The following is a 19270-nucleotide window of genomic DNA, read 5'->3' on the forward strand; positions in this document are numbered from 1 at the left end:
GGTTCAGCCTCCGATCCGTTGGGTGCCGGTGATTTCAAGGCCATAGGCCTCAAGTCCGACGACATTGGGTTGTGGCGAATTGGTCAGCAGTACCAGCTTGGACAGCCCGAGCGAGGTGAGGATCTGCGCCCCGAGGCCATATTGGCGCAGCGTGTGCGGCGACACGCCGCCCCCTGCCGTGGCCAGCTTCATGTGCAGATCGCGCAGCAGCACGACCACACCGCGCCCAGCCTCGCCCACCATCTGCATGGCATCGCGGAATTCATCGGCTCGGCCGGCAGGACCGGAGCCGATGACATCCTGCAGCGGGTCGAGGGCGTGCATGCGCACCATCACCGGTTCATCACCGGAGATATCGCCCTTGATCAACACGATATGCTCAGCGCCCTGGGTTTCATCGACGTAGATCTTCAGCGTCCATGTGCCACCGAATTCCGACTCGATCTGTTGTTCGCTCTCGACGCGGACAAGGTTGTCGTAGCGGCGGCGATAGGCGATCAGATCCGAAATCGTGCCGATCTTGAGGCCGTGGCGCTGTGCAAAGGCGATCAGCTCGGGCAGGCGGGACATGGTGCCGTCTTCGTTCATGATCTCGCAGATCACGCCCGAAGGGTTCAGGCCCGCCAGGCGCGACACGTCCACTGCAGCTTCTGTATGGCCTGCACGCACCAGAACGCCACCTTCACGGGCGCGCAGAGGAAAGACATGACCGGGGGTTGCGATATCCTTGGCGCCTTTGCCGGAGTCGATGGCGACGGCCACCGTGCGGGCACGATCATGGGCCGAAATCCCGGTCGAAACGCCTTCACGGGCCTCGATCGAAACGGTAAAGTTCGTCTCGTGGCGAGAGGAGTTCTGCGAGGCCATCAGTGGCAGCCCCAGCTGATCGACGCGTTCACCGGTCAGGGACAGACAGATCAGCCCGCGCCCGTGGGTCGCCATGAAGTTGATTGCCTCGGGCGTGGCCATCTGAGCGGGAATGACCAGATCGCCTTCGTTCTCACGGCTCTCGTGATCGACAAGGATGAACATCCGACCATTGCGGGCATCCTCGATGATTTCCTCGACCGAGCTGATCGCATCGGACCAGCTTTCTTCGACGGGACCGGCATTTTCGTAGCTGGCGCTTTCGGACATCTGTGGCTTCCTTCTTGACGCCGTCCGCAGATAGCGCAGGTGGGTAGAGAACGCTAGTCTGGCACAACGTGCGGATATGGACAATTGGTGTGCGATGGTGCGTTGCGCGCGACCCGCCCCGGTTCAGTCGAAGTAAGTTTCGCCGCGCAGCACGCCGCCAAGACGACCAGCCATCAGCCATTCATCCTCGCGCGGCAGGGCCGTGATCGCGACCAGAGACGAGGCAGGCGCATTGCCCTGCGCCCGGGCCAGCGCCATGCGCGTGTCTGCATTGCCAGCGTAGGGCGCAGGCGCGGCAAAGACGGCGTCGAGCATGGGCACCGCCGCAAGCAGCGCCTCTGGCGTGAGCGGCGGCACGGCAAGCCCGATGCGACGGACCTCACGCAGGCTGTTCAGACGCTGCTGCACCGCCTCGGACGCCGCACCACGCGATGCGAACACACCAAGGGCGTTGGAGGAAAACAAAAATCCGCCAATGTCGCGCCCAGCACTGAGCCGGATTGATGCATAGGTCTTGTAGGACAGCCCCAGTTCGCGCGCCCGCTTGACGCGACGGCGGATGATCTCGGGCGCGAGCTCTGCATCAGCGCGCTCCTCAAGGACCCGTTTCCAGGCATGGATGCGCGCCGTGCGTCCTGCCTCGACACTTGGCCCTTGGTTGTGCCCGGCTTTGCGCAGCCAGTCGTTGCTCTCGAACGGCAAGGTCAGGACGAGGCCTCTTGCAGGCGGGCCACATAGCGCGCCATCGTGTCGACTTCGAGGTTGATCAGATCGCCCACTGCCGCATCGCCCCAGATCGTCACGGCTTTGGTGTGCGGGATCATGTTGATGCCGAAGATATTGCCCTGCACCTCGTTCACCGTCAGCGAAGTGCCGTTCAGCGCAACAGACCCCTTGGGGGCGATGAACTTGGCCAGCTCCTGCGGCGCGCGGAACAGGGCGCGGGTGCTATCGCCTTCATCGGTCAGCGAAATCAGCTCGGCCACGCCATCGACATGGCCGGAGACGATATGGCCACCAAGTTCGTCCCCGATCTTCAAGGGCCGTTCCAGGTTGACACGGGCCCCGTCGGTCCAGGCGTCGAGGTTGGATTTCGACAGGGTCTCGGCGCTGATATCGACGTCGAACCAGTCGTCCCCCATTTCAACAACCGTGAGGCATACACCATTACAGGCGATCGACGCGCCCAGATCCACGCCGTCCATGTCGTAGGAACACCCGATCCGGGCCTTGAGATCGCCGCGTTTTTCCAGTGCGCGGATTGTGCCAATGTCGGTGACGATTCCAGTGAACATGATGTGCCTCGCTTGAAATATCCCCAACGGCCTAGCGCCAAGACCGGGGCCCCGCAAGCGGGCTTTACCTTATATCAGGATAGGATAGGTCATATTTCAGTCAGACGCATGACCTTGCGCGCAAGTATGGCGCGCAATCACGAGGACAGATGGATGAGCGATACCCGAACGGAGCAACGGGTTTTCCTGTTCCTGCAGGGGCCGCACGGCCCTTTCTTTCACCAGCTGGCGCGCATGCTGCGGCTGGCGGGGGCCGAGGTCTGGCGCGTGGGTTTCAATGCTGGCGACAGCGCGTTCTGGCCACATCGCGACAGCTACCTGCCCTATCGTGACCGTGTCGAGGAGTGGGCCAAGGCCTGTGACGCCATCCTCGTCGACAAAAAGATCACCGATATCGTGCTTTATGGGGACACCCGCCAGATCCACGCTGAGGCCGTCACCTGTGCCCGCGCCCGGGGCCTCGGCGTGCATGTGTTCGAGGAAGGCTATATGCGGCCCTATTGGGTCACCTATGAGCGCGGAGGGTCGAACGGCAATTCCCGCCTGATGGAGATGTCCGTAGACGCGATGCGCCAGATGCTGGAACTGTCGGATATGGACGCTCCCCTGCCCCCGGCACGCTGGGGAGATCTGCGCGAGCATGTCTTTTATGGTGCGCTGTATCATTGGTTCGTGATGTTCCGGAACCGGCCCTACCGCCACTTCAGCCCGCATCGCGACCTGCCCGTAACGGCCGAATTCAAACTGTATATGCGCCGCCTGCTGAAGATGCCGCTCAGCGCGCTGGAGCGGCGGATCGCCTCGCTGCGGATCCGGCGCGGCGGATTTCCCTATCATCTTGCGTTGTTGCAGCTGGAACATGACAGTTCATTCCGCGCGCATTCGCCCTTTGCCAGCATGTCCGAATTCATCGAGGTGGTAATGCGCGGGTTTGCAGCTGGTGCGCCACGCCATCATCATCTGGTGATCAAGGCGCACCCGCTGGAGGATGGCAGGGTCGCTGTGCGTCATGACATTCGGCGTATGGCCCGCGCCCTTGGGTTGCAGGGTCGCGTGCACTATCTGCGCGGCGGCAAGCTCGCGCAGCTGCTGGCGGACACCCGCAGCGCGGTGACGGTGAATTCGACAAGTGGCCAGCAGGTCCTCTATCGCGGCATCCCCCTCAAGACTTTCGGGGCAGCGGTTTACGCCAAGCCGGAGTTTGTCTCGACCCAGACGCTGGAGGATTTCTTTGCCGGGGCGCAGCGCCCGGATCGCCGAGCATATCAGGACTTCCGACGCTTTCTGCTTGAAACCAGCCAGATCGCCGGAGGGTTTTATGCCGGGCGCGCACGCCGCCAGTTGTTGCGCCAGGTGGTCGACATGATGCTATCCGCAGACGACCCCTATGATGCGCTGAAATCCGGCACCGCGGCACCGAGGCAACAGTTGCGAATCGTCCACTAACGCAAGGCTCAGCGAAGGCTGGCTTTTAAACCTCTGCTTGTGTAGCGTTTTCCAAAAATGCGCCTAAATGGTCTGGGCGGGGGAGACAGGGCAGTGAAAAACAACACGTTCCGCTGGGTGAAGGTTGCGGCGTTATCAGGGGCGATCACGGCCGCCTCTGCCTGTGCGATCCTGCCACGTGTCGGCCCCAGCAAACGTGAGATCTATGCCGGTTCGGTTGAACGCAACGGCAACGCGCATGTGGTCGCTATGAGTGAACGGGTCATTCGCGCCACCTCTGTCGTCCCCGCACTTGGCTTTTCCGCCGGGTTTCGCGATGCGGCTCTGCTCGGGTCCGACACCATCCGCGCCGGCGACACTCTCAGCCTGACGATCTGGGAGAACGTCGACGACGGGCTGCTGTCGAAACAGGGCCTCAACTATACGCAACTCGACGCGGTGCAGGTGGATGGCGACGGCTATATCTTTGTGCCCTATGCAGGCCGCGTGCTGGCTGCCGGCAACACACCAGAAGCGATCCGCCGGATCATCACCGACAAGCTGGCCGATCAGACCCCCGATCCTCAGGTCGAGGTGCGGCGCGAAGCGAGCAATGGCGCCAGCGTGACGCTGATGGGCTCGATTTCGGGTCAGGGGGTTTATTCGATCACCCGCCCGACTCGCACTCTGTCGGCGATGATCGCGGCCGCTGGCGGGATCGGCATCAAGCCAGAGGTCGCACAGGTCACGGTGATCCGTGGCAATATGCGCTCAAAAATCTGGTTTCAGGACATCTTCAGCAATCCCCGCTACGACATCGCCCTGCGCAATGGCGACCGCATCCTGATCGAGGAAGACAGCCGCGCCTTTACCGTCATGGGTGCGACCGGCAGCCAGTCGGTGATCAAGTTCGACACCCCGTCCCTGTCGGGGATCGAGGCGATTGCCCAGGCCGGGGGATTGCGCTCCAATGCCGCCGACCCCACCGGCGTCTTTGTTTTTCGCAATGAATCCGCTGGAATAGCCTCTCAGGTTCTCGGCACGCCCGGTCTCACCGGGACACAGCGCATGGTCTATGTGATGGATCTGACGCAACCGAATGGCATGTTCCTCGCACGCGACTTCCAGATCCGTGACGAAGACCTGCTCTATGTCACAGAAGCGCCGTTTACCCAGTGGGACAAGACGATTGCGGCCCTCACAGGATCGCTTAGCACGGTGAACAGACTGTCCGACCTCGGTCAGTAGAACATGGCGCGGGGGGGGGTCGAGCCGACCGGTCCGCGCCTGAATGACGGCGACGAAACGGCGTCAGTATCGCATCTGTTTTACGTCTTTAATTTCCGCTTTTGGGTTCAACCCCGCATCCGGCGCATCCTGTGGCTGGCAGGTTACCGGATGCGGCTGGGGCCAGCACGCCCCGGCGATCTGGTGGCGGTCTGGGGGCACGCGGCGAGCGCCCGCCGGGGTGAGGCGCGGGCAGCACGGCGCGGTGCCGCGCTGCTCCGGGTCGAAGATGCCTTTTTGCGATCCCTGCGCCCGGGACGCGCAGGCGACCCTCCGATCGGGCTGAGCATCGACCATCGGGGGTGTCATTTCGACGCCACGCGCCCGTCGGATCTAGAACATCTGCTGCATACGCACCCGCTGGAGGACCCTGCCCTGCTGGCGCGCGCACAAGGCGTGATTGCACGGATGCGAGAGGCGCATCTGACGAAATATGCCGCTGTCGACCCCGACCTCGCCCCGCCCCCGCACGGATACGTTCTGGTGATCGATCAGGTGCGTGGTGATGCTTCCGTTGCCTTGGGAGGTGCCGATGACGCGACCTTCCACGCCATGCTGAAAGCCGCACGCGCCGAAAACCCCGGCGCACGGGTGGTGATCAAGACCCACCCTGAAAGCCGCGCCGGATTTCGGCAGGGCTATTTCGGTGCCTCTGATGCGCAGGAGAGCGTGCGATTTCTCGACACTGCGATCAGCCCCTGGCCGCTGCTGGAGGGCGCGCGTGCGGTCTATACCGTCAGCTCTCAGCTGGGATTCGAAGCGATCTTGGCGGGGCATCACCCGTGCGTCTTTGGCGTGCCGTTTTACGCGGGCTGGGGACTGAGCGACGACCGTCATCCAAAAGCCGCGAACCGGCGCGGGCGCCAGCTGAGTGCGCTGCAACTGTCAGCGGCGGCACTGCTGCTCTATCCCAAATGGTACGACCCCTGCCGCGACCGGCTGTGCGAGACCGAAGACTGCATCGAAGCGCTTGCAGCGCAGGCGCGCAGCTGGCGTGAGGACCATGCGGGCTGGCGCGGGTACAATATCCGGCTGTGGAAACGCGGAGCGTTTCAGCGGTTTTTCGGGGCGCACACCCCAATGCGTTTTGGAACGGGACAGGATGATCGTCGGCAGATGAGCTGGGCCGCTTTGACACCGCAGGACAGGCAGGTCGTTCGGGTCGAGGATGGTTTTCTACGCTCGCGCGGGCTTGGCGCGGCGCTGGTGCCGCCGTTGTCGCTGGTCTTGGATGACCTCGGGATTTATTACGATCCGTCGCGGCCAAGCCGCCTGGAGGCCCTCATTGAGCAGCGCGCCAGCCTGCGCCCCGATCAACGCCAGCGCGCCGAGGCCCTGATCCTGCGGCTGCGCGCGACGGGGCTGAGCAAGTACAACACGGGAGCCGCCCCGGATCTGACAGCGCTGAGGGAAGGCACGCGCCTGCTGGTCCCGGGTCAGGTCGAGGACGATGCTTCGATCCGACTGGGCGCGGGATCGGTGCGCACAAACCTTGCGCTGCTGCAGTCGGCGCGCGCGGCACACCGCGACGCAGTGATCCTGTACAAGCCGCACCCCGACGTGGAGGCCGGTCTGCGCCCCGGAGCCATTGAGGCCGAGGGGCTGGCGGATGTCGTGCTGCATGGCGTTGATCCCGGCGCGCTGCTGGAGCAGGTCGATGCGGTCTGGACCATGACCTCACTGATCGGGTTCGAGGCATTGCTGCGCGGCCTGCCTGTTACAGTGCTGGGGCAGCCGTTCTACGCGGGATGGGGCCTGACGCAGGATCTGGGGCCTGAGATTACGCGCCGGGTGGCGCGGCCTGATCTGGCAGGCTTGGTGCATGCAACGCTGATCGACTATCCGCGCTACCGTGATCCGGTCAGCGGCCTGCCCTGCCCGGTCGAGGTGGTCGCGGACCGGCTGGCCATGGGGGAGGCGCTGCCGCGCGCCCCGCTTTTGCGCCTGCTGTCAAAGGCGCAAGGACTGGCCGCCTCCTATGCCTGGATCTGGCGTTAGCAGTTCGGGCGGCGCCAGCAGGTCATGACATCAGGGCCAAGGCGGCGCATGTCAGACAGAATAAGACGAGGCGCTTCTGCCAGCGTCTCGATCCCCATGGCACCGAGGGCCGGGCGACCTTCGGCCCCGAACAGCAGACCGCCGTTCATCACCACCAGTTCATCCACCATATCGGCAGCCAGCAGGGTCGCCGCCAAGGCGCTCCCCCCCTCGCAGAACACCCGAGTCAATCCGGCTGTACCAAGGGCGCGCAAAACCGACACGATATCGAGCTGGCGGCCCTGCAGATCGCACGACAGCAGCTTGGCGCCAAGGCCCTGCCAGGTGGTGATCAGCTGAGGATCAGCGTCGCGGCCATGACAGATCCAGACGGGAATATCTTTTGCGGTGCGCGCAAGGCTGCCGAGCAGAGGCAGATCGAGGCGACGCGAAACCACGACACGCACCGGCTGACGCGAGACGCCAAGGTCGCGCACCGTCAGCGACGGGTCGTCGATACGCGCAGTCCCGGCGCCGACCATCACCGCATCGTGGCGATAGCGCATCGCATGGACGGCGCGTCGTGCCTCAGGTCCGGTGATCCACTGGCTTTCACCGCTGGCCGTGGCGATCCGGCCATCCAATGTAAGTGCCAGTTTCAGCGTCACAAAGGGACGGCCCTGTTCGCGGGCCAGAAAGAACCCTTCATGATCGCGCACAGCTTCAGCTGCGAGCAGGCCAGTCGTGACCTCGATGCCGGCCGCACGCAGCATGGCAAACCCCTTGCCGTCGACCCGCGGGTCGAGGTCGGCAATCGGAGCCACGACGCGCGCAATCCCGGCGGCGATCAGCGCATTGGCGCAGGGCGGGGTCTTGCCAGTATGGGCGCAGGGCTCAAGGCTGACATAGGCCGTGGCGCCGCGCGCCGCTGCCCCGGCCTGCGCAAGGGCCTGCGGTTCAGCGTGTGGGCGACCGCCCGGCTGTGTCCAGCCACGCCCGACAATCCGCGGGCCTTGCACAATGACACAGCCGACGGCGGGGTTCGGCCAGGTGCTGCCCTGCCCGCGCCGCCCAAGGGACAGCGCCAGCGCAAGGTAGCGAAGGTCAGCGTCCCGGCTCACTCGTCTTTTGGCAGGATCGGGCGCAGCTCACTGACGAATTTATCGAAATCATCAGCAGCCTGGAAGTTTTTGTAAACGCTGGCAAAACGCACATATGCCACGGTGTCGATCCGGGCCAGCGCCTCCATCACGATCTCGCCGATCACCTTAGAGGGGATGTCGGTCTCGCCCATGCTCTCGAGCCGGCGCACGATGCCCGAGATCATCTGGTCGATGCGTTCCTGTTCCACCGGGCGTTTCTGCATCGAAATGCGGATAGAACGTTCCAGCTTGATGCGATCAAAATCTTCGCGGCGACCGTTCGTCTTGATCACCACCAGGTCGCGCAGTTGCACACGCTCATACGTCGTGAAGCGACCGCCGCAGGCCGGGCAGAACCGACGCCGACGGATCGAAACGTGATCCTCGGCAGGCCGAGAGTCCTTCACCTGAGTGTCGATATTGCCGCAAAATGGACAGCGCATTCGCTGACCCCCCCTATCCGTTCGACCCCGAGACAGCACAGAAGGCTATGGGGTCACCCCGTTTTATCCACAGCGACTATAGGCGGTCCACAGCAGATTGGGTAGCGCGGAATTGCCTGTGCCATATATGCTGCGAAATTGCCACGCCAGCGTATCAAACAAAGGCGTTTTCATGAGCCCGCAGGTGACGGGATCGACATCCGCCACCATCCCCAGTCCGGTCAGGCAACGCTCTGGCGCCCGGGATTGGCAGGCGACATCGGCAAAACCCCGCGCACCCGCAACCTACTCACTTCCGTCCTTAGGCAGCGAGATAGTCGCGCTGCGCTAAAGCGCCTGTTAACAGGTACGACCTAAAACCCCCGGCAAAAAATGCAATGGCCCCAAGGCGGCTGGAACTCTTGCTCAGCACGAGCGTTATTCATATCTTGGCATGTAAAGGCAAAGTCAGGCCGGAGAACAAGTGAGTTGAATGTTATTTGAATTAGTTTCGCCGCCCGCGGCACCCTCAGTGCCCGTACTTACGACCAGCAATATCCCTTCGGGAGCCGGAGGGCACCGGCGGCAACAAGAAACTGATGAGACTAAATCCAACTGCCTTGACCTTCTGCGCCGCCAGACCCGCACCGCTCATGACGCGACCGAAGCGCAGTTCGCCGCCTTTCTGAGCGCGCCCGCCTCGCATCTCGACAGCTTTTTGCTGACCCACCTGCTGGCGTTCGAGGCGCTGAGCAAGGCGCGCATCGGACCTGAGTTGCCCGAGGAAAACGGCTGTCTCCCGGATATGATTTCGCGTCTTCGAGCCGATTGTGACATACGCGGCCTCGCCGTGGCAAAAGCACCGATCCTGTTGCCGTTGCCGAGCGCGGCTGTGGCCTACCTGGTGATCGGCTCGCGTCTCGGAACAGAGGTGATCCGTCGCAAGTTGATAGGGGTGATCCCCGAAGCAGACCTGCCGCACTATTTTGCGCCACAGGGTGCGAACCATGATACCGCGCGGGCTTGGAAGGCTCTGCGTGCGCGGCTTGGTGCGATCCCCGCCGACAGTGTGGAGGCCACTGAGATCTGCGCTGGCGCACTGCGTGGCTTTGACGCCTTTGCCGAGGCTGACGTCATCATGCGCACCACCTGCGGCACCGGCCGCACGCTCCCCCCTAGCCACATACCAGCGACGCAGGAGTCCTGACCTTTGACCATCTCTCAAACACCTGACGTTGCTACTGAATATGCTACACCTGACCTGACGAATTGCGACCGCGAACCGATCCACATACTGGGACGCGTCCAGTCTTATGGTGCCTTGCTGGCCCTGTCTTCTGGCTGGCTCGTGCAACATGCCTCGGAAAATCTGAGCGATATTCTGGGGATCACAGTCGAGGGCGCCCTTGGCAGACGGTTGGCTGATCTGCTGCCGCAGGACAGTTTTGCCCGCATTCGCGAGGCTCTGCGCGCCGTCGGACCGTCCAATCCGGTGCTGCGCCTGTTCGGGATTCCGATCCTTGGCGAAAAAGCCGGGGATTTCGACCTGTCGATCCACCAGTCAGGGCGTCATCTGATCATCGAATTTGAGCCGAAGGGCGAACAGCGCAACGGCGATCCCCTGTCACAGGTCTACCCCTATATTCACCGCATCCGGCGGACCAACGACCTGCGCGCCTTCACCCGTGAAGCCGCCCGATCACTGCGCGCGCTCTGCGGCTTCGACAGCGTGATGGTCTATGAATTCGCAGAAGATGCCTCCGGCCATGTCATCGCCGAGGATACCGCCGACGGAGAGCGGCGTTATCTGGATCAGCACTTCCCGGCGAGCGATATACCCGTGCAGGCGCGTGTGCTGTACAAACGCTCGCTTTTGCGGCTGATCGCCGATGTCAGTGACCCGGGCGCGCGCATCCTTGCCGCGGACAGCGCCGGAAATCAGCCGCTCGACCTGTCGCTTGCGGCAACGCGCGCTGTCTCGCCCATCCATATCGAATACCTGCAGAATATGGGCATTCAGGCCTCGATGTCGGTATCGATCATGAAGGATGGCGAACTTTGGGGCCTGTTCGCCTGCCATCATGATGAGCCACGCTATATCGACTATGAATTGCGCACCTGTGTCGAACTGTTCGCGCATCTGTTTTCCTATGAGCTGGGGCATCTGGGCGAGGCGCAAAAGCGCGAGGCGGTAGAACGCTCGTCGCAGTTGCAGACCCGGCTGATGGCCAGCATGGCGGAAGGACGTGATCTGCCGGGCAGCTTGATGGCGGTATCTGAGGATATTCGCAGCGTCATCCCGCATGATGGGCTGATCATGATCACCGATGGTCAGGTCTCGGCCACGGGGGTGACACCGACCGAGGAAGAATTCCTGTGCATCTCGCGCTTGCTGAATGCAACGGGCGGGTCCCAGATCTTCGCCACCAACAAACTATCGCAGCTCTTGCCAGAAGCGGCCGATTTTGCCCGTCGTTGTTCGGGCATTCTGGCCATCCCGATTTCTCGGATGCCACGCGACTACATCGTGCTGTGCCGCAAGGAGCTGACGGAAACGGTGAAATGGGCCGGCAATCCCAACAAGCCAGTAACGGTCGGACCGAATGGCGTGCGCCTGACCCCGCGCAAGAGTTTCGAGATCTGGCGCGAGACCGTCACAGGGGCCTCCGCGCCCTGGACCCTCGCCTCGACCCATGCGGCGGAACTGTTGCGGGTGGTGCTGCTCGAGATCTTCCTCAAGATCACCGATCAGACGGCTGCTGAGCGCAAGCGTGCTCAGGAACAGCAGGAATTGCTGATTTCCGAGCTGAACCACCGGGTCCGGAATATCCTGAACCTGATGCGCGGCCTTGTTGCCCAGTCCCGGGGCACCGCGGACACGCTGGAGAGTTTCGCCTCAAGTCTGGATGGTCGCATTCAGGCCTTCGCGCGCGCGCACGATCAGCTGACCAAGGAAGACTGGACGCCATCCTCCTTCATGGAGATGCTTCGGCTGGAGTTTGCTGCCTTTGCGGACGACCGCTCAAACCGGGTGGATTTACAGGGCGACGATGTGTTGATCGCCCCCGGCGCCTATTCCAATCTGGCGCTGGTGTTTCATGAACTGGTGACCAATTCGGTCAAATACGGTGCCCTCAGCGATTCCGGCGGCGTGACGGTCAAGCTGACGCGCAACGATGACGGATCGCTCGACATCCATTGGCGCGAATTTGGCGGTCCTGCGGTGGTGGCACCCAAGCGTCGGGGTTTTGGCTCAACCATCATCGAACGCTCGATCCCCTATGAACTGAATGGCGAGGCTGAGGTGACCTACAACGTCACGGGCCTTGTCGCTGAGTTCTGCCTGCCCTCGCGCTATGTTCTGGATGCACCCGAGGCGAAAATGGTGGCGCCCACCGGTGCAGCACAGCCGGTGCGCGGCGAAGGGCCGTTCCTGACCGGAAAGGCGCTGGTCCTGGAAGATGCGATGATCATCGCCATGGACGCAGCGGATATGCTGGAGGACATGGGGGCGTCGACAGTACGCATCACAGCCAGCGTCAACGCGGCCCTCGCGGAAATCGAGCAGCATGAGTTCCAGGTCGCGGTACTGGATGTGAACCTTGGCGCCGAACAATCGGTGCGCGTGGCGCTGAAACTGGCAGAGATTGGCGTGCCTTACGTTCTGTCGACCGGCTATGGCGAAAGCGAGGATATCCGGGCGCTGTATCCGCCTTGTGAGATCCTGCGCAAACCTTTTTCCAACGAGTCGATGCAGGCGGCAGTCTGGAACGTGCTGCATCAGACCGACGACTGACGTGTTGTGAATCGCCACCGGGCTGCAAGGTGTCCGGTGGCAGGTCGCGCTCTCAATGTCTTTGCTCAGCAACTCGATCGACCGAAAAAAAGCTGTGTCGGCCCCGCCCTGCCTTTTTGGACGCATAGAGGGCCGCGTCGGCATCGGCGATCATCTGCTCGGCTTTCGGCTGCGGGTAGCGATTGGACATCGTGGTGCCCATCGAGCACGAAATGCGACACTCAGCCCCCTCAAAAGAAACTGGAATCTCAAGCCGCCTGATGAGGTTCGCCGAAATCTCTCGGATCCGCTGAGGTTTAACAAGCCGCGGGAACAAAAGGACAAATTCGTCTCCTCCGACACGGGCGACGATGTCTTCCTCGCGGGTTTCGTCGACCAGACCACGCGCGACATTCTGCAGGACATAGTCCCCCGCGCGATGACCATGGGTGTCATTGACGGCCTTGAAGTAATCAAGGTCGAGATGCATCAGCGAGAACGGCGTCTTGCTGCGGATCAGGCGCGCCAGAACGTGATCGAAGGCGCGGCGGTTCTTCAGCCCCGTCAGCGTATCGGTATAGGCCTGCTCCTCGGCGGCGATCTTGGCGCCCTGCAGACGCAGGTTGAGCTTGCGTGAGGACTCCATCACGGCAGTCTTGGCTTCAATCAGATAGAGCATCTCGATGGTCAGGTCGGTGGGCGCAAAGTCACCGCTGTGAAGGCTGTAGATCTGCAGCGCATCAATGATCGAGATCCCGAAGGAAAAGTTGACGATGGCACCGCGCTGGCCGTTGTCATCGGCGTCGAGCGGGACCAGCACGGCTTTCAGCGCCGTGCGGGGATGTTTACGCAGGCGCAGGTGCAGCTTGGTGCCAGATGCGCGCAGCAGCGCCTCCATGCCATCGACAGCGCGCGGGCGACTCATCTCGAACAGTTCGAGAAAGCGCGCACCGGCGAGCGGGGTGTCCGGGCGCAGCTTTTGCATGGTGGGGCCGACATGGCGGATATGGCCGGTCGGATCGATCACCACGCTCATCGGACACAGGATATCCAGCGCCTCTTGCGTCATTCCGGACAGGGGCGTCGGCCCGCGCCGCGCAGCAGATTCGTGAGCCCTGCTGCGGCTGACCTCTGCCTCAGACAGGATGTTGTGGCACCACTCCTTACCCTCAACCTTCATCCGGCGCGTGCCCCCAGCTCGAAACTGCGGCCTTCGGAAAAAGCGGTTTCGACAAGGTATATCTCAATCTTCTCAATTCCTTGAACGACCCCCATATGCTCGAGCGTAACCAATGCACCATAGTCGTCAGCCATGGCCCGCAGCACCCCGACAAGGACATGACCAAACCCGGGCATCCGCGAATGGCAGGTCACAGAGAAGCGCCCACCGGAGTGCTGACGCAGCTCAAGCACCGGCAGATTGAGGTCCGAGACCGCCAGCCGGGTGCGATCGGGAAGGTCGTCCAGCGAATGCAGAAAGTCCTCGTAGCACAGCCCGGCGAAGCGCAGCAGACGGCGCAACGCTTCGTTGTTGGGATGCGAGACGAGATAGGTCCCGATATCCTCAAGCACCATGGAAACAGGCTTTTTCAGACGTTCCGAGGCGGCCTCAAGCACCCGCCAGGTCAGGGCATCGTCATAGACCAGCATCGCCTCGAAGCCATCGAAGGGCAGATCTACGGCGAGGGAGACATCGCTCCAGACGGCTTCGCCATAGGTGTCGCGCAGGAAACATTGGATGGAGGTGTTGATCAAACCGTGCATAGAGCCCTACCCCCCTTTCTTGAGCATCAGAATGGGCTGAGGGAGCTTAATATTGCGACAATAGATGCAATTTTCAGGATTTCCCGGGGCCGGCCCGGCCTGCAAGATCCTGTGATCGGATACCCTCAGGGCACCGGAACCGGGGCCGAGAAACCGCCAAATCGGGGTGTCGGTATCGCGTCGGTATTGCGTCAGTAATCGGTAGGTGCGCCTCCGGCCTCTTTCCGGGCGATGACGAAGGCCTCCAGCGCGGCGCGATTGGCATCTGGCATCGGTGGCGCGTGGTAGTCGTCGAGGATGCGCAGGTAGAGGGTATGGGCGCGCTCGGCGGTCCAGACCGCGCCGCTCTGCTCCCAGCCCTCGTAGTTGCGCCAGTCCGACAGGAAGGGCTGGTAGAAAGCGGTGGTGTAGCGATCCTGCGTGTGTTGCGTGCCGAAGAAGTGGCCGTTCTGGCGCACCTCGCGCATTGCCTCGAGCGCGAGGTCGCCGGGGGTGGTAGCGGTCAGGGCGGGCTCGAAGTAGCGCTGGATCTGCTGGATCACCTCACAGTCCATGATGAACTTTTCGGGGCTGGCGATCAGCCCGCCCTCAAGCCAGCCCGCCGCGTGGTAGACGACGTTGGCGCCGGACTGCACGGCGGACCAGAGGGCATTCGACGTCTCCCACATCGCCTGACCGTCGGGGACGTTGGCGGCGCAGGAGCCGGACGCGCGCATCGGCAGGCCATAGTGGCGGCACATCTGGCCGGTCATTTGCGTCGCGCGCATGTATTCCGGGGTGCCGAAGGCGGGCGCGCCGGACTTCATGTCGACGTTGGAGGTGAAGGTGCCGAAGGCGCAGGGCACGCCGGGGTTGATGTATTGTGCCAGCGCTATCGCCGACAGCCCCTCGGCCAGCGATTGCACCACCGCCCCGGCCATGGTCACGGGGGCCATGGCCCCGGCCAGCGTGAAGGGCGACACGATCAGCCCCTGCCCGCGCCGCGCCATGCGCATCCAACCGTCCAGCATCGGGTAGTCGTGCTTGAGCGGCGAGGTCGAATTGATATTGGTGAAGAGGTGCGGTGTCGCGGTGAACTCCGCTTCGCTGAGTCCGCCGGCGAGGCGCACCATTTCCATCACGTCCTCGACCCGCTCGGCCCCGAGGGAATAGGCATGCAGCACCTTGTCGGTCAGGGTCAGGCTGTCGAACATCACGTCGAGGTGGCGGATCGAGGCGTGGATATCGACAGGCTCAACCGGGTAGCCGCCGGAGAAATGGATGCAGTTGAAGTACTGGGTCAGGCGCAGCAGGTTGGCGCAGTGATCACGCGTGCCGGGCACCTTGCAGCCCAGCGACATGTCCCAGTAGTTCGGCGGTGAGGAGACATTGCCAAAGAGGATATGATTGCCGCCGATGGGCAGGGTATGGGCCGGGTTGCGGGCGGTGATCGTCCATTCCGGCGGCGCATGGGCCAGCATCTCGGTCACGAAGTCACGGTCCATGCGGACGAGGTCGCCCTCAACAAGACAACCGGCCTGCGTCAGGATCGCAATGGCTTCGGGGTTGAGGAAGGCGACGCCGATCTCCTCCAGCACCGTCATGGCGGCCTCGTGGATGGCGTGAATGCCTGCGTCGTCCAGCGGCTCGGTGGGGCGGTCGGTGTTCAGCGGGATGCGCCATGGGCTTTGCAGGATCGCCGCCGCGCCGCGCCGTGCGGCCGAGCCTGCCCGCCCGCCGCCGCGTTTGCGCAGGGGGGCCGGGGTCAGGTCTGCATTGCCGTTCGAAATCTGCTCCATCGCTCGCCTCCGCGTTGCAGGATCAGGAAATCCCGCAGCGGCGCGCGATGCCATGCCAGATGCGACGCGGTGCGTCGCAATCAGGCCATGCGCTGGGAGAGGAGGGCTATGCCCGGTCCAGCCAGGCGGGCAGATGCCCGATATCAGGCAGAATGACATCGGCAAGGTCGGCCAGATCGGCGGCAAGCGCCGGGCCGGTCAGCACGCCGACGGTGGTCATGCCCGCGGCGCGCCCGGCCTCAAGATCATGGGTGCTGTCGCCGACCATGACGATGGCGGAGGGCGGCAGCCCCTGCCCCGCGGCAAAGGCCAGCAAAGGCGCCGCAGCGGGCTTGGCGCCGTGGCCACTGTCGAACCCGGCGACGAAATCGAAGTGATCGAAGACACCGGCGGCGCGCAGCTGCGCCTCGGCACTAAAGGCGCTGTCATTGGTCATCACGCCAAGGCGCAGACCCCGCGCGGCCAGCCCCTCCAGCAGAGGCGCAAGGGGGGTTGTCGGCACCAGTTCGGCGCGGGCGGCCTGCTGGATCAGGAAGGCGGCGATCTCCTCGACCGGGCGCTCGGGCAGAGCCGAGTGCAACAGGGCGGCGGCCTGATCATTGGTGCCCGCGATCACCGGGCTGTCGGGGTGAAAGCGCTGGGAGGCCAGATCGAAGTGGACCGCTTCGGCCAGCGCCTGTGCGCGACCCGCGTCACCGCCCGAAAGGTCACCGATCACCGCCGCCGCCCAAGTGTTCCAGGTGGCGCCGAAATCGAACAGCGTGCCGTCCTTGTCGAAAAGTATCCCCTGAAATGCCATGTGCCTCTGCCCCGCTGTAAATATCTGCGCTGAGGGCGTTTCTGCGCGATCGCGCGCCGCATCACAAGTGGGCAGGCCGAAAGCTCAACCTGCCGCTGTGCTTGACTTTTCCGGGGCGCTCAGGCTCAACACCCTGTATGAGCGATGAGATTACCGGATACCGGCTTCACAAGTCACTGGGCTACTGGCTGTCGCTGGCGGCCCGCCTGCAGGAGCGTCGGCTGGACGATCAGCTGCGCCAGATCGGGCTGAGCCGGATCACATGGTGCATCCTGCTGGGCGTCGGCAATGAGGGGCTGAGCCAGCCGTCCGAGCTGGCGGAGTTCGTCGGGATTGACCGCACCGCCACCTCGCGCGCGCTGCGTCAGATGGAGGAAGCCGGGCTGATCGCACGCGCCTCGGGCACCGGCGACCGGCGCACGCGCCAGATCACGCTGACAGCGGCGGGGCGCAGCGCTGTGTCAAAGGGCACGCCGTTTGCCCAGCACAACATGGACGTGATGCGCGAGCGTCTGGAGACCGGCGAGACGGAGGAGCTGATGCGGCTGCTCGAAAAGCTGACCGAAGGCGAAGAGACCAAGCTGCGACACTTCTAGGTCCAGTGCACCTGCTCGCCGCCCGGCAGGGCCATGCGGGCCTGCATCGGCACCTCGTAAGCCACACCCCGGCTGTCGCAGAAGGCGATGACCGAGGCGTCGTCCATCATCACGAAATCCAGCACGGCGCCGAGAAAATCCGGCGAACCTGCCGCCGCGCGCAGATCATCGGTGCTGAGGCCCGAGGCGCCCATGAAAGAGCCCAGCAGATCTTCGTTGCCCGCGAGCCAGGTCAGGCAGTCGAGCGCGATCTTTTCGGCGGCATCCCGCGACATGGCCATAATACTGAAAATCCTCTGCAGATCCGAAATGCTTTCTTAACCAATTCCACCAATTCTAGGGGCATGCAACCCGAGCCCGACGCGCGGGGGCAAGATCGCCAAACAGTCATCCTCGTGAGGGGCCACATGCCCGGACGCATCCTGATCCTTGACGACAACATGACCCGGCGGATCACGCTGGCGGCGCGCCTGTCGGGGGCGTTCTACGACATTCTGGTCGCCAGTTCCGAGGGTGAGGCCCATGCCATCATCGACAAGGCCAGACCCGGCGTGATCCTTGTGGCGGATGAGCTGGTGTGCCAGCCCGCCGCCGCTTTCATCCGCGCCCTGCGCGCCGATCCCGAGCACCGCAGCACGACGATCTTCGTGCTGACGGCCCCCGGCGGGCAGAACGGACGCGCGGATCTGCTGATGGCGGGCGCGGACGAGGTGCTGCCGCGCAGTGAACCCGATGAGGTGTTTCGCGCCCGCCTGCGCTCGCACGAGAGATCGCGCGAGATGGTCAGGACGCTGCAGATGGGCGGTGACGAGGGCCAGATGCCGGGCCTGTCAGAAGCCGCATCGCAGTTTCAGGGCAAGATCGCGGTGACGCTAATGCTCCCCGACGCCGATCAGGCCGAGGCCTGGCGCGCGGCGATCGGCCCGGTCGAGGGGTTGCAGTTCGCCCTCGCCCGCGAAGCAGAGCCCGCCCTGCCCCACGCGACTGAACGGTCGGGTCTGGTGCTGCTGGGCGTGCTGCCGGGGGCGGAACATCGCGCGTTTCGGATGCTGGCCGAACGCAGCGCGCAGCCCGACGGGGACGAGGACGAGCTGCTGATCCTTGCGCCCGAGGCCGACAGCGCAACCGTCATCGCGGGCTATGAGGCGGGCGCGGGCGCGGTGATGACCGGGCCGTTTGATCCGGCCGAGATCCGGGCGCGCCTTATCAGATTGCGCGACCGGCTGATCCGGCGGCGCGGCCTGCACCGGGCGCTGAAGGACGGGCTGATCGCGGCGGTGACGGACCCGCTGACCGGGTTGCACAACCGCCGCTACGCGCTGCCGCAGCTGGCGCGGCTGTCGGCGCAGGCGCTGGTGGCGGAGCAGGAACTTGCGGTGCTGGTCCTCGACCTCGATCACTTCAAGCAGGTCAACGACGCCCATGGCCACGGGGTCGGCGATCTTGCGCTGCGAAGCATGGCGCAGACCCTGCAGGACAATCTGCGCCCGGGCGATCTGATCGCGCGCATCGGCGGAGAGGAGTTTCTGGTGGCGCTGCCGCAAACAGAGCTCGCGGCGGCGAGAAAGATTGCCGCGCGGTTGTGCCGGGCGGTGCGCGAAACCCCGGTGCTGCTGCCCGGCCCGCAGCAAAGGCTGCGGCTGACGGTCTCGGTCGGGCTGGCGATGGCGCCGCCCACAGACCGCGCGCCCGAAGATCTGATCGCCGCCGCCGACAAGGCGCTCTATGCCGCCAAGGGGCGTGGACGGGATCAGGTGGCCCTGCTGGGCTGCCGTAGAAAACCGACGCGCAGGGACTTTGCCGAGCGTGTTGGCGCGACGCCGCCCGCTGCCCCGCCGACAGGAACGCAGATGCGGTTTTTGATCTGAGAGCC

At 63.7% G+C, this 19270-nt stretch carries 17 protein-coding genes; 7 read left to right on the forward strand and 10 right to left on the reverse strand.

Translation table 11 applies throughout. From position 1 onward, the window contains the following. Positions 1-3: 3 nt before the first annotated feature. The 3 genes from ribB to F3W81_RS08110 form a co-directional block, all read right to left on the reverse strand. On the reverse strand, positions 4-1137 hold the full coding sequence (gene ribB, locus F3W81_RS08100) for a 3,4-dihydroxy-2-butanone-4-phosphate synthase (RefSeq protein WP_193083098.1): 1134 nt from the start codon (positions 1135-1137) through the stop codon (positions 4-6). Positions 1138-1260: 123 nt separating this feature from the next. Next, complete coding sequence (locus F3W81_RS08105) at positions 1261-1839, reverse strand: hypothetical protein (RefSeq protein WP_193083099.1); 579 nt, start codon at positions 1837-1839, stop codon at positions 1261-1263. 2 nt (positions 1840-1841) lie between these two features. Further along, positions 1842-2432, reverse strand: coding sequence for a riboflavin synthase (locus F3W81_RS08110; RefSeq protein WP_193083100.1), 591 nt, complete (start codon positions 2430-2432; stop codon positions 1842-1844). A 153-nt stretch (positions 2433-2585) separates the two neighbouring features. On the opposite strand from F3W81_RS08110, the gene F3W81_RS08115 reads away from it, so the two are divergent. The 3 genes from F3W81_RS08115 (at position 2586) to F3W81_RS08125 (ending at position 7142) form a co-directional block, all read left to right on the forward strand. Beyond that, entirely contained in the window at positions 2586-3878 is a 1293-nt protein-coding gene (locus F3W81_RS08115) for a capsule biosynthesis protein (protein WP_193083101.1), read from the forward strand. Positions 3879-3971: 93 nt separating this feature from the next. Further along, complete coding sequence (locus tag F3W81_RS08120) at positions 3972-5105, forward strand: polysaccharide biosynthesis/export family protein (RefSeq protein WP_226941910.1); 1134 nt, start codon at positions 3972-3974, stop codon at positions 5103-5105. A gap of 3 nt (positions 5106-5108) precedes the next feature. Beyond that, positions 5109-7142, forward strand: a complete 2034-nt coding sequence (locus tag F3W81_RS08125) for a capsular polysaccharide biosynthesis protein (RefSeq protein ID WP_193083103.1) — start codon at positions 5109-5111, stop codon at positions 7140-7142. Here the strand turns inward: F3W81_RS08125 and ribD are convergent. Both ribD and nrdR read right to left on the reverse strand, forming a co-directional pair. Further along, positions 7139-8242 (reverse strand): bifunctional diaminohydroxyphosphoribosylaminopyrimidine deaminase/5-amino-6-(5-phosphoribosylamino)uracil reductase RibD, encoded by a 1104-nt coding sequence (gene ribD, locus F3W81_RS08130; RefSeq protein WP_193083104.1) that lies wholly within the window; start codon positions 8240-8242, stop codon positions 7139-7141. The two genes, F3W81_RS08125 and ribD, sit on opposite strands and share 4 nt — an antisense overlap. Then, positions 8239-8706 carry a transcriptional regulator NrdR gene (gene nrdR / locus F3W81_RS08135; protein WP_193083105.1) on the reverse strand — a complete coding sequence of 156 codons (468 nt, stop codon included), beginning with the start codon at positions 8704-8706 and terminating at the stop codon, positions 8239-8241. Before nrdR ends, ribD begins: the two co-directional genes overlap by 4 nt. Positions 8707-9217: 511 nt before the next feature. Between nrdR and F3W81_RS08140 the strand changes: the two genes are divergently transcribed. Both F3W81_RS08140 and F3W81_RS08145 read left to right on the forward strand, forming a co-directional pair. After that, positions 9218-9892: a biliverdin-producing heme oxygenase gene (locus F3W81_RS08140; RefSeq protein ID WP_193083106.1), complete on the forward strand. Its 675-nt coding sequence runs from the start codon at positions 9218-9220 to the stop codon at positions 9890-9892. A gap of 3 nt (positions 9893-9895) precedes the next feature. Next, positions 9896-12481: an HWE histidine kinase domain-containing protein gene (locus F3W81_RS08145; RefSeq protein ID WP_226941911.1), complete on the forward strand. Its 2586-nt coding sequence runs from the start codon at positions 9896-9898 to the stop codon at positions 12479-12481. Between the two features lie 52 nt (positions 12482-12533). Here F3W81_RS08145 and F3W81_RS08150 read toward each other — a convergent pair whose 3' ends face one another. From F3W81_RS08150 to F3W81_RS08165, 4 genes are all read right to left on the reverse strand, one after another. After that, positions 12534-13640: a GGDEF domain-containing protein gene (locus tag F3W81_RS08150; protein WP_319022303.1), complete on the reverse strand. Its 1107-nt coding sequence runs from the start codon at positions 13638-13640 to the stop codon at positions 12534-12536. Further along, a complete protein-coding gene (locus F3W81_RS08155; protein WP_193083107.1) occupies positions 13637-14224 on the reverse strand; it encodes a heme NO-binding domain-containing protein in 588 nt (195 codons plus the stop codon). Before F3W81_RS08155 ends, F3W81_RS08150 begins: the two co-directional genes overlap by 4 nt. Positions 14225-14415: 191 nt before the next feature. Beyond that, positions 14416-16002, reverse strand: coding sequence for a trimethylamine methyltransferase family protein (locus F3W81_RS08160; protein WP_193083108.1), 1587 nt, complete (start codon positions 16000-16002; stop codon positions 14416-14418). A gap of 106 nt (positions 16003-16108) precedes the next feature. Further along, positions 16109-16801 carry an HAD family hydrolase gene (locus F3W81_RS08165; protein WP_193083109.1) on the reverse strand — a complete coding sequence of 231 codons (693 nt, stop codon included), beginning with the start codon at positions 16799-16801 and terminating at the stop codon, positions 16109-16111. Between the two features lie 137 nt (positions 16802-16938). On the opposite strand from F3W81_RS08165, the gene F3W81_RS08170 reads away from it, so the two are divergent. Beyond that, the gene (locus F3W81_RS08170; RefSeq protein WP_193083110.1) at positions 16939-17397 is read left to right on the forward strand and encodes a MarR family winged helix-turn-helix transcriptional regulator; all 459 of its coding nucleotides are present in this window, start codon (positions 16939-16941) and stop codon (positions 17395-17397) included. Here the strand turns inward: F3W81_RS08170 and F3W81_RS08175 are convergent. Further along, on the reverse strand, positions 17394-17678 hold the full coding sequence (locus F3W81_RS08175) for a DUF3572 domain-containing protein (RefSeq protein ID WP_193083111.1): 285 nt from the start codon (positions 17676-17678) through the stop codon (positions 17394-17396). The two genes, F3W81_RS08170 and F3W81_RS08175, sit on opposite strands and share 4 nt — an antisense overlap. Before the next feature lie 126 nt (positions 17679-17804). Between F3W81_RS08175 and F3W81_RS08180 the strand changes: the two genes are divergently transcribed. Beyond that, a complete protein-coding gene (locus tag F3W81_RS08180; protein WP_193083112.1) occupies positions 17805-19265 on the forward strand; it encodes a diguanylate cyclase in 1461 nt (486 codons plus the stop codon). The last annotated feature ends 5 nt before the right edge of the window (positions 19266-19270 follow it).

It is taken from the genome of Pseudooceanicola spongiae (assembly GCF_014899185.1).
GTDB lineage: Bacteria > Pseudomonadota > Alphaproteobacteria > Rhodobacterales > Rhodobacteraceae > Pseudooceanicola > Pseudooceanicola spongiae.

Excerpts from the sequence above, each read along its gene's own strand:
- ribB (WP_193083098.1), bottom strand. The coding sequence starts at position 1,137 with ATGTCCGAAAGCGCCAGCTACGAAAATGCCGGTCCCGTCGAAGAAAGC.
- F3W81_RS08110 (WP_193083100.1), bottom strand. The coding sequence starts at position 2,432 with ATGTTCACTGGAATCGTCACCGACATTGGCACAATCCGCGCACTGGAA.
- F3W81_RS08115 (WP_193083101.1), top strand. The coding sequence starts at position 2,586 with ATGAGCGATACCCGAACGGAGCAACGGGTTTTCCTGTTCCTGCAGGGG.
- F3W81_RS08125 (WP_193083103.1), top strand. The coding sequence starts at position 5,109 with ATGGCGCGGGGGGGGGTCGAGCCGACCGGTCCGCGCCTGAATGACGGC.
- nrdR (WP_193083105.1), bottom strand. The coding sequence starts at position 8,706 with ATGCGCTGTCCATTTTGCGGCAATATCGACACTCAGGTGAAGGACTCT.
- F3W81_RS08150 (WP_319022303.1), bottom strand. The coding sequence starts at position 13,640 with ATGAAGGTTGAGGGTAAGGAGTGGTGCCACAACATCCTGTCTGAGGCA.
- F3W81_RS08155 (WP_193083107.1), bottom strand. The coding sequence starts at position 14,224 with ATGCACGGTTTGATCAACACCTCCATCCAATGTTTCCTGCGCGACACC.
- F3W81_RS08160 (WP_193083108.1), bottom strand. The coding sequence starts at position 16,002 with ATGGAGCAGATTTCGAACGGCAATGCAGACCTGACCCCGGCCCCCCTG.
- F3W81_RS08165 (WP_193083109.1), bottom strand. The coding sequence starts at position 16,801 with ATGGCATTTCAGGGGATACTTTTCGACAAGGACGGCACGCTGTTCGAT.
- F3W81_RS08170 (WP_193083110.1), top strand. The coding sequence starts at position 16,939 with ATGAGCGATGAGATTACCGGATACCGGCTTCACAAGTCACTGGGCTAC.
- F3W81_RS08175 (WP_193083111.1), bottom strand. The coding sequence starts at position 17,678 with ATGGCCATGTCGCGGGATGCCGCCGAAAAGATCGCGCTCGACTGCCTG.
- F3W81_RS08180 (WP_193083112.1), top strand. The coding sequence starts at position 17,805 with ATGCCCGGACGCATCCTGATCCTTGACGACAACATGACCCGGCGGATC.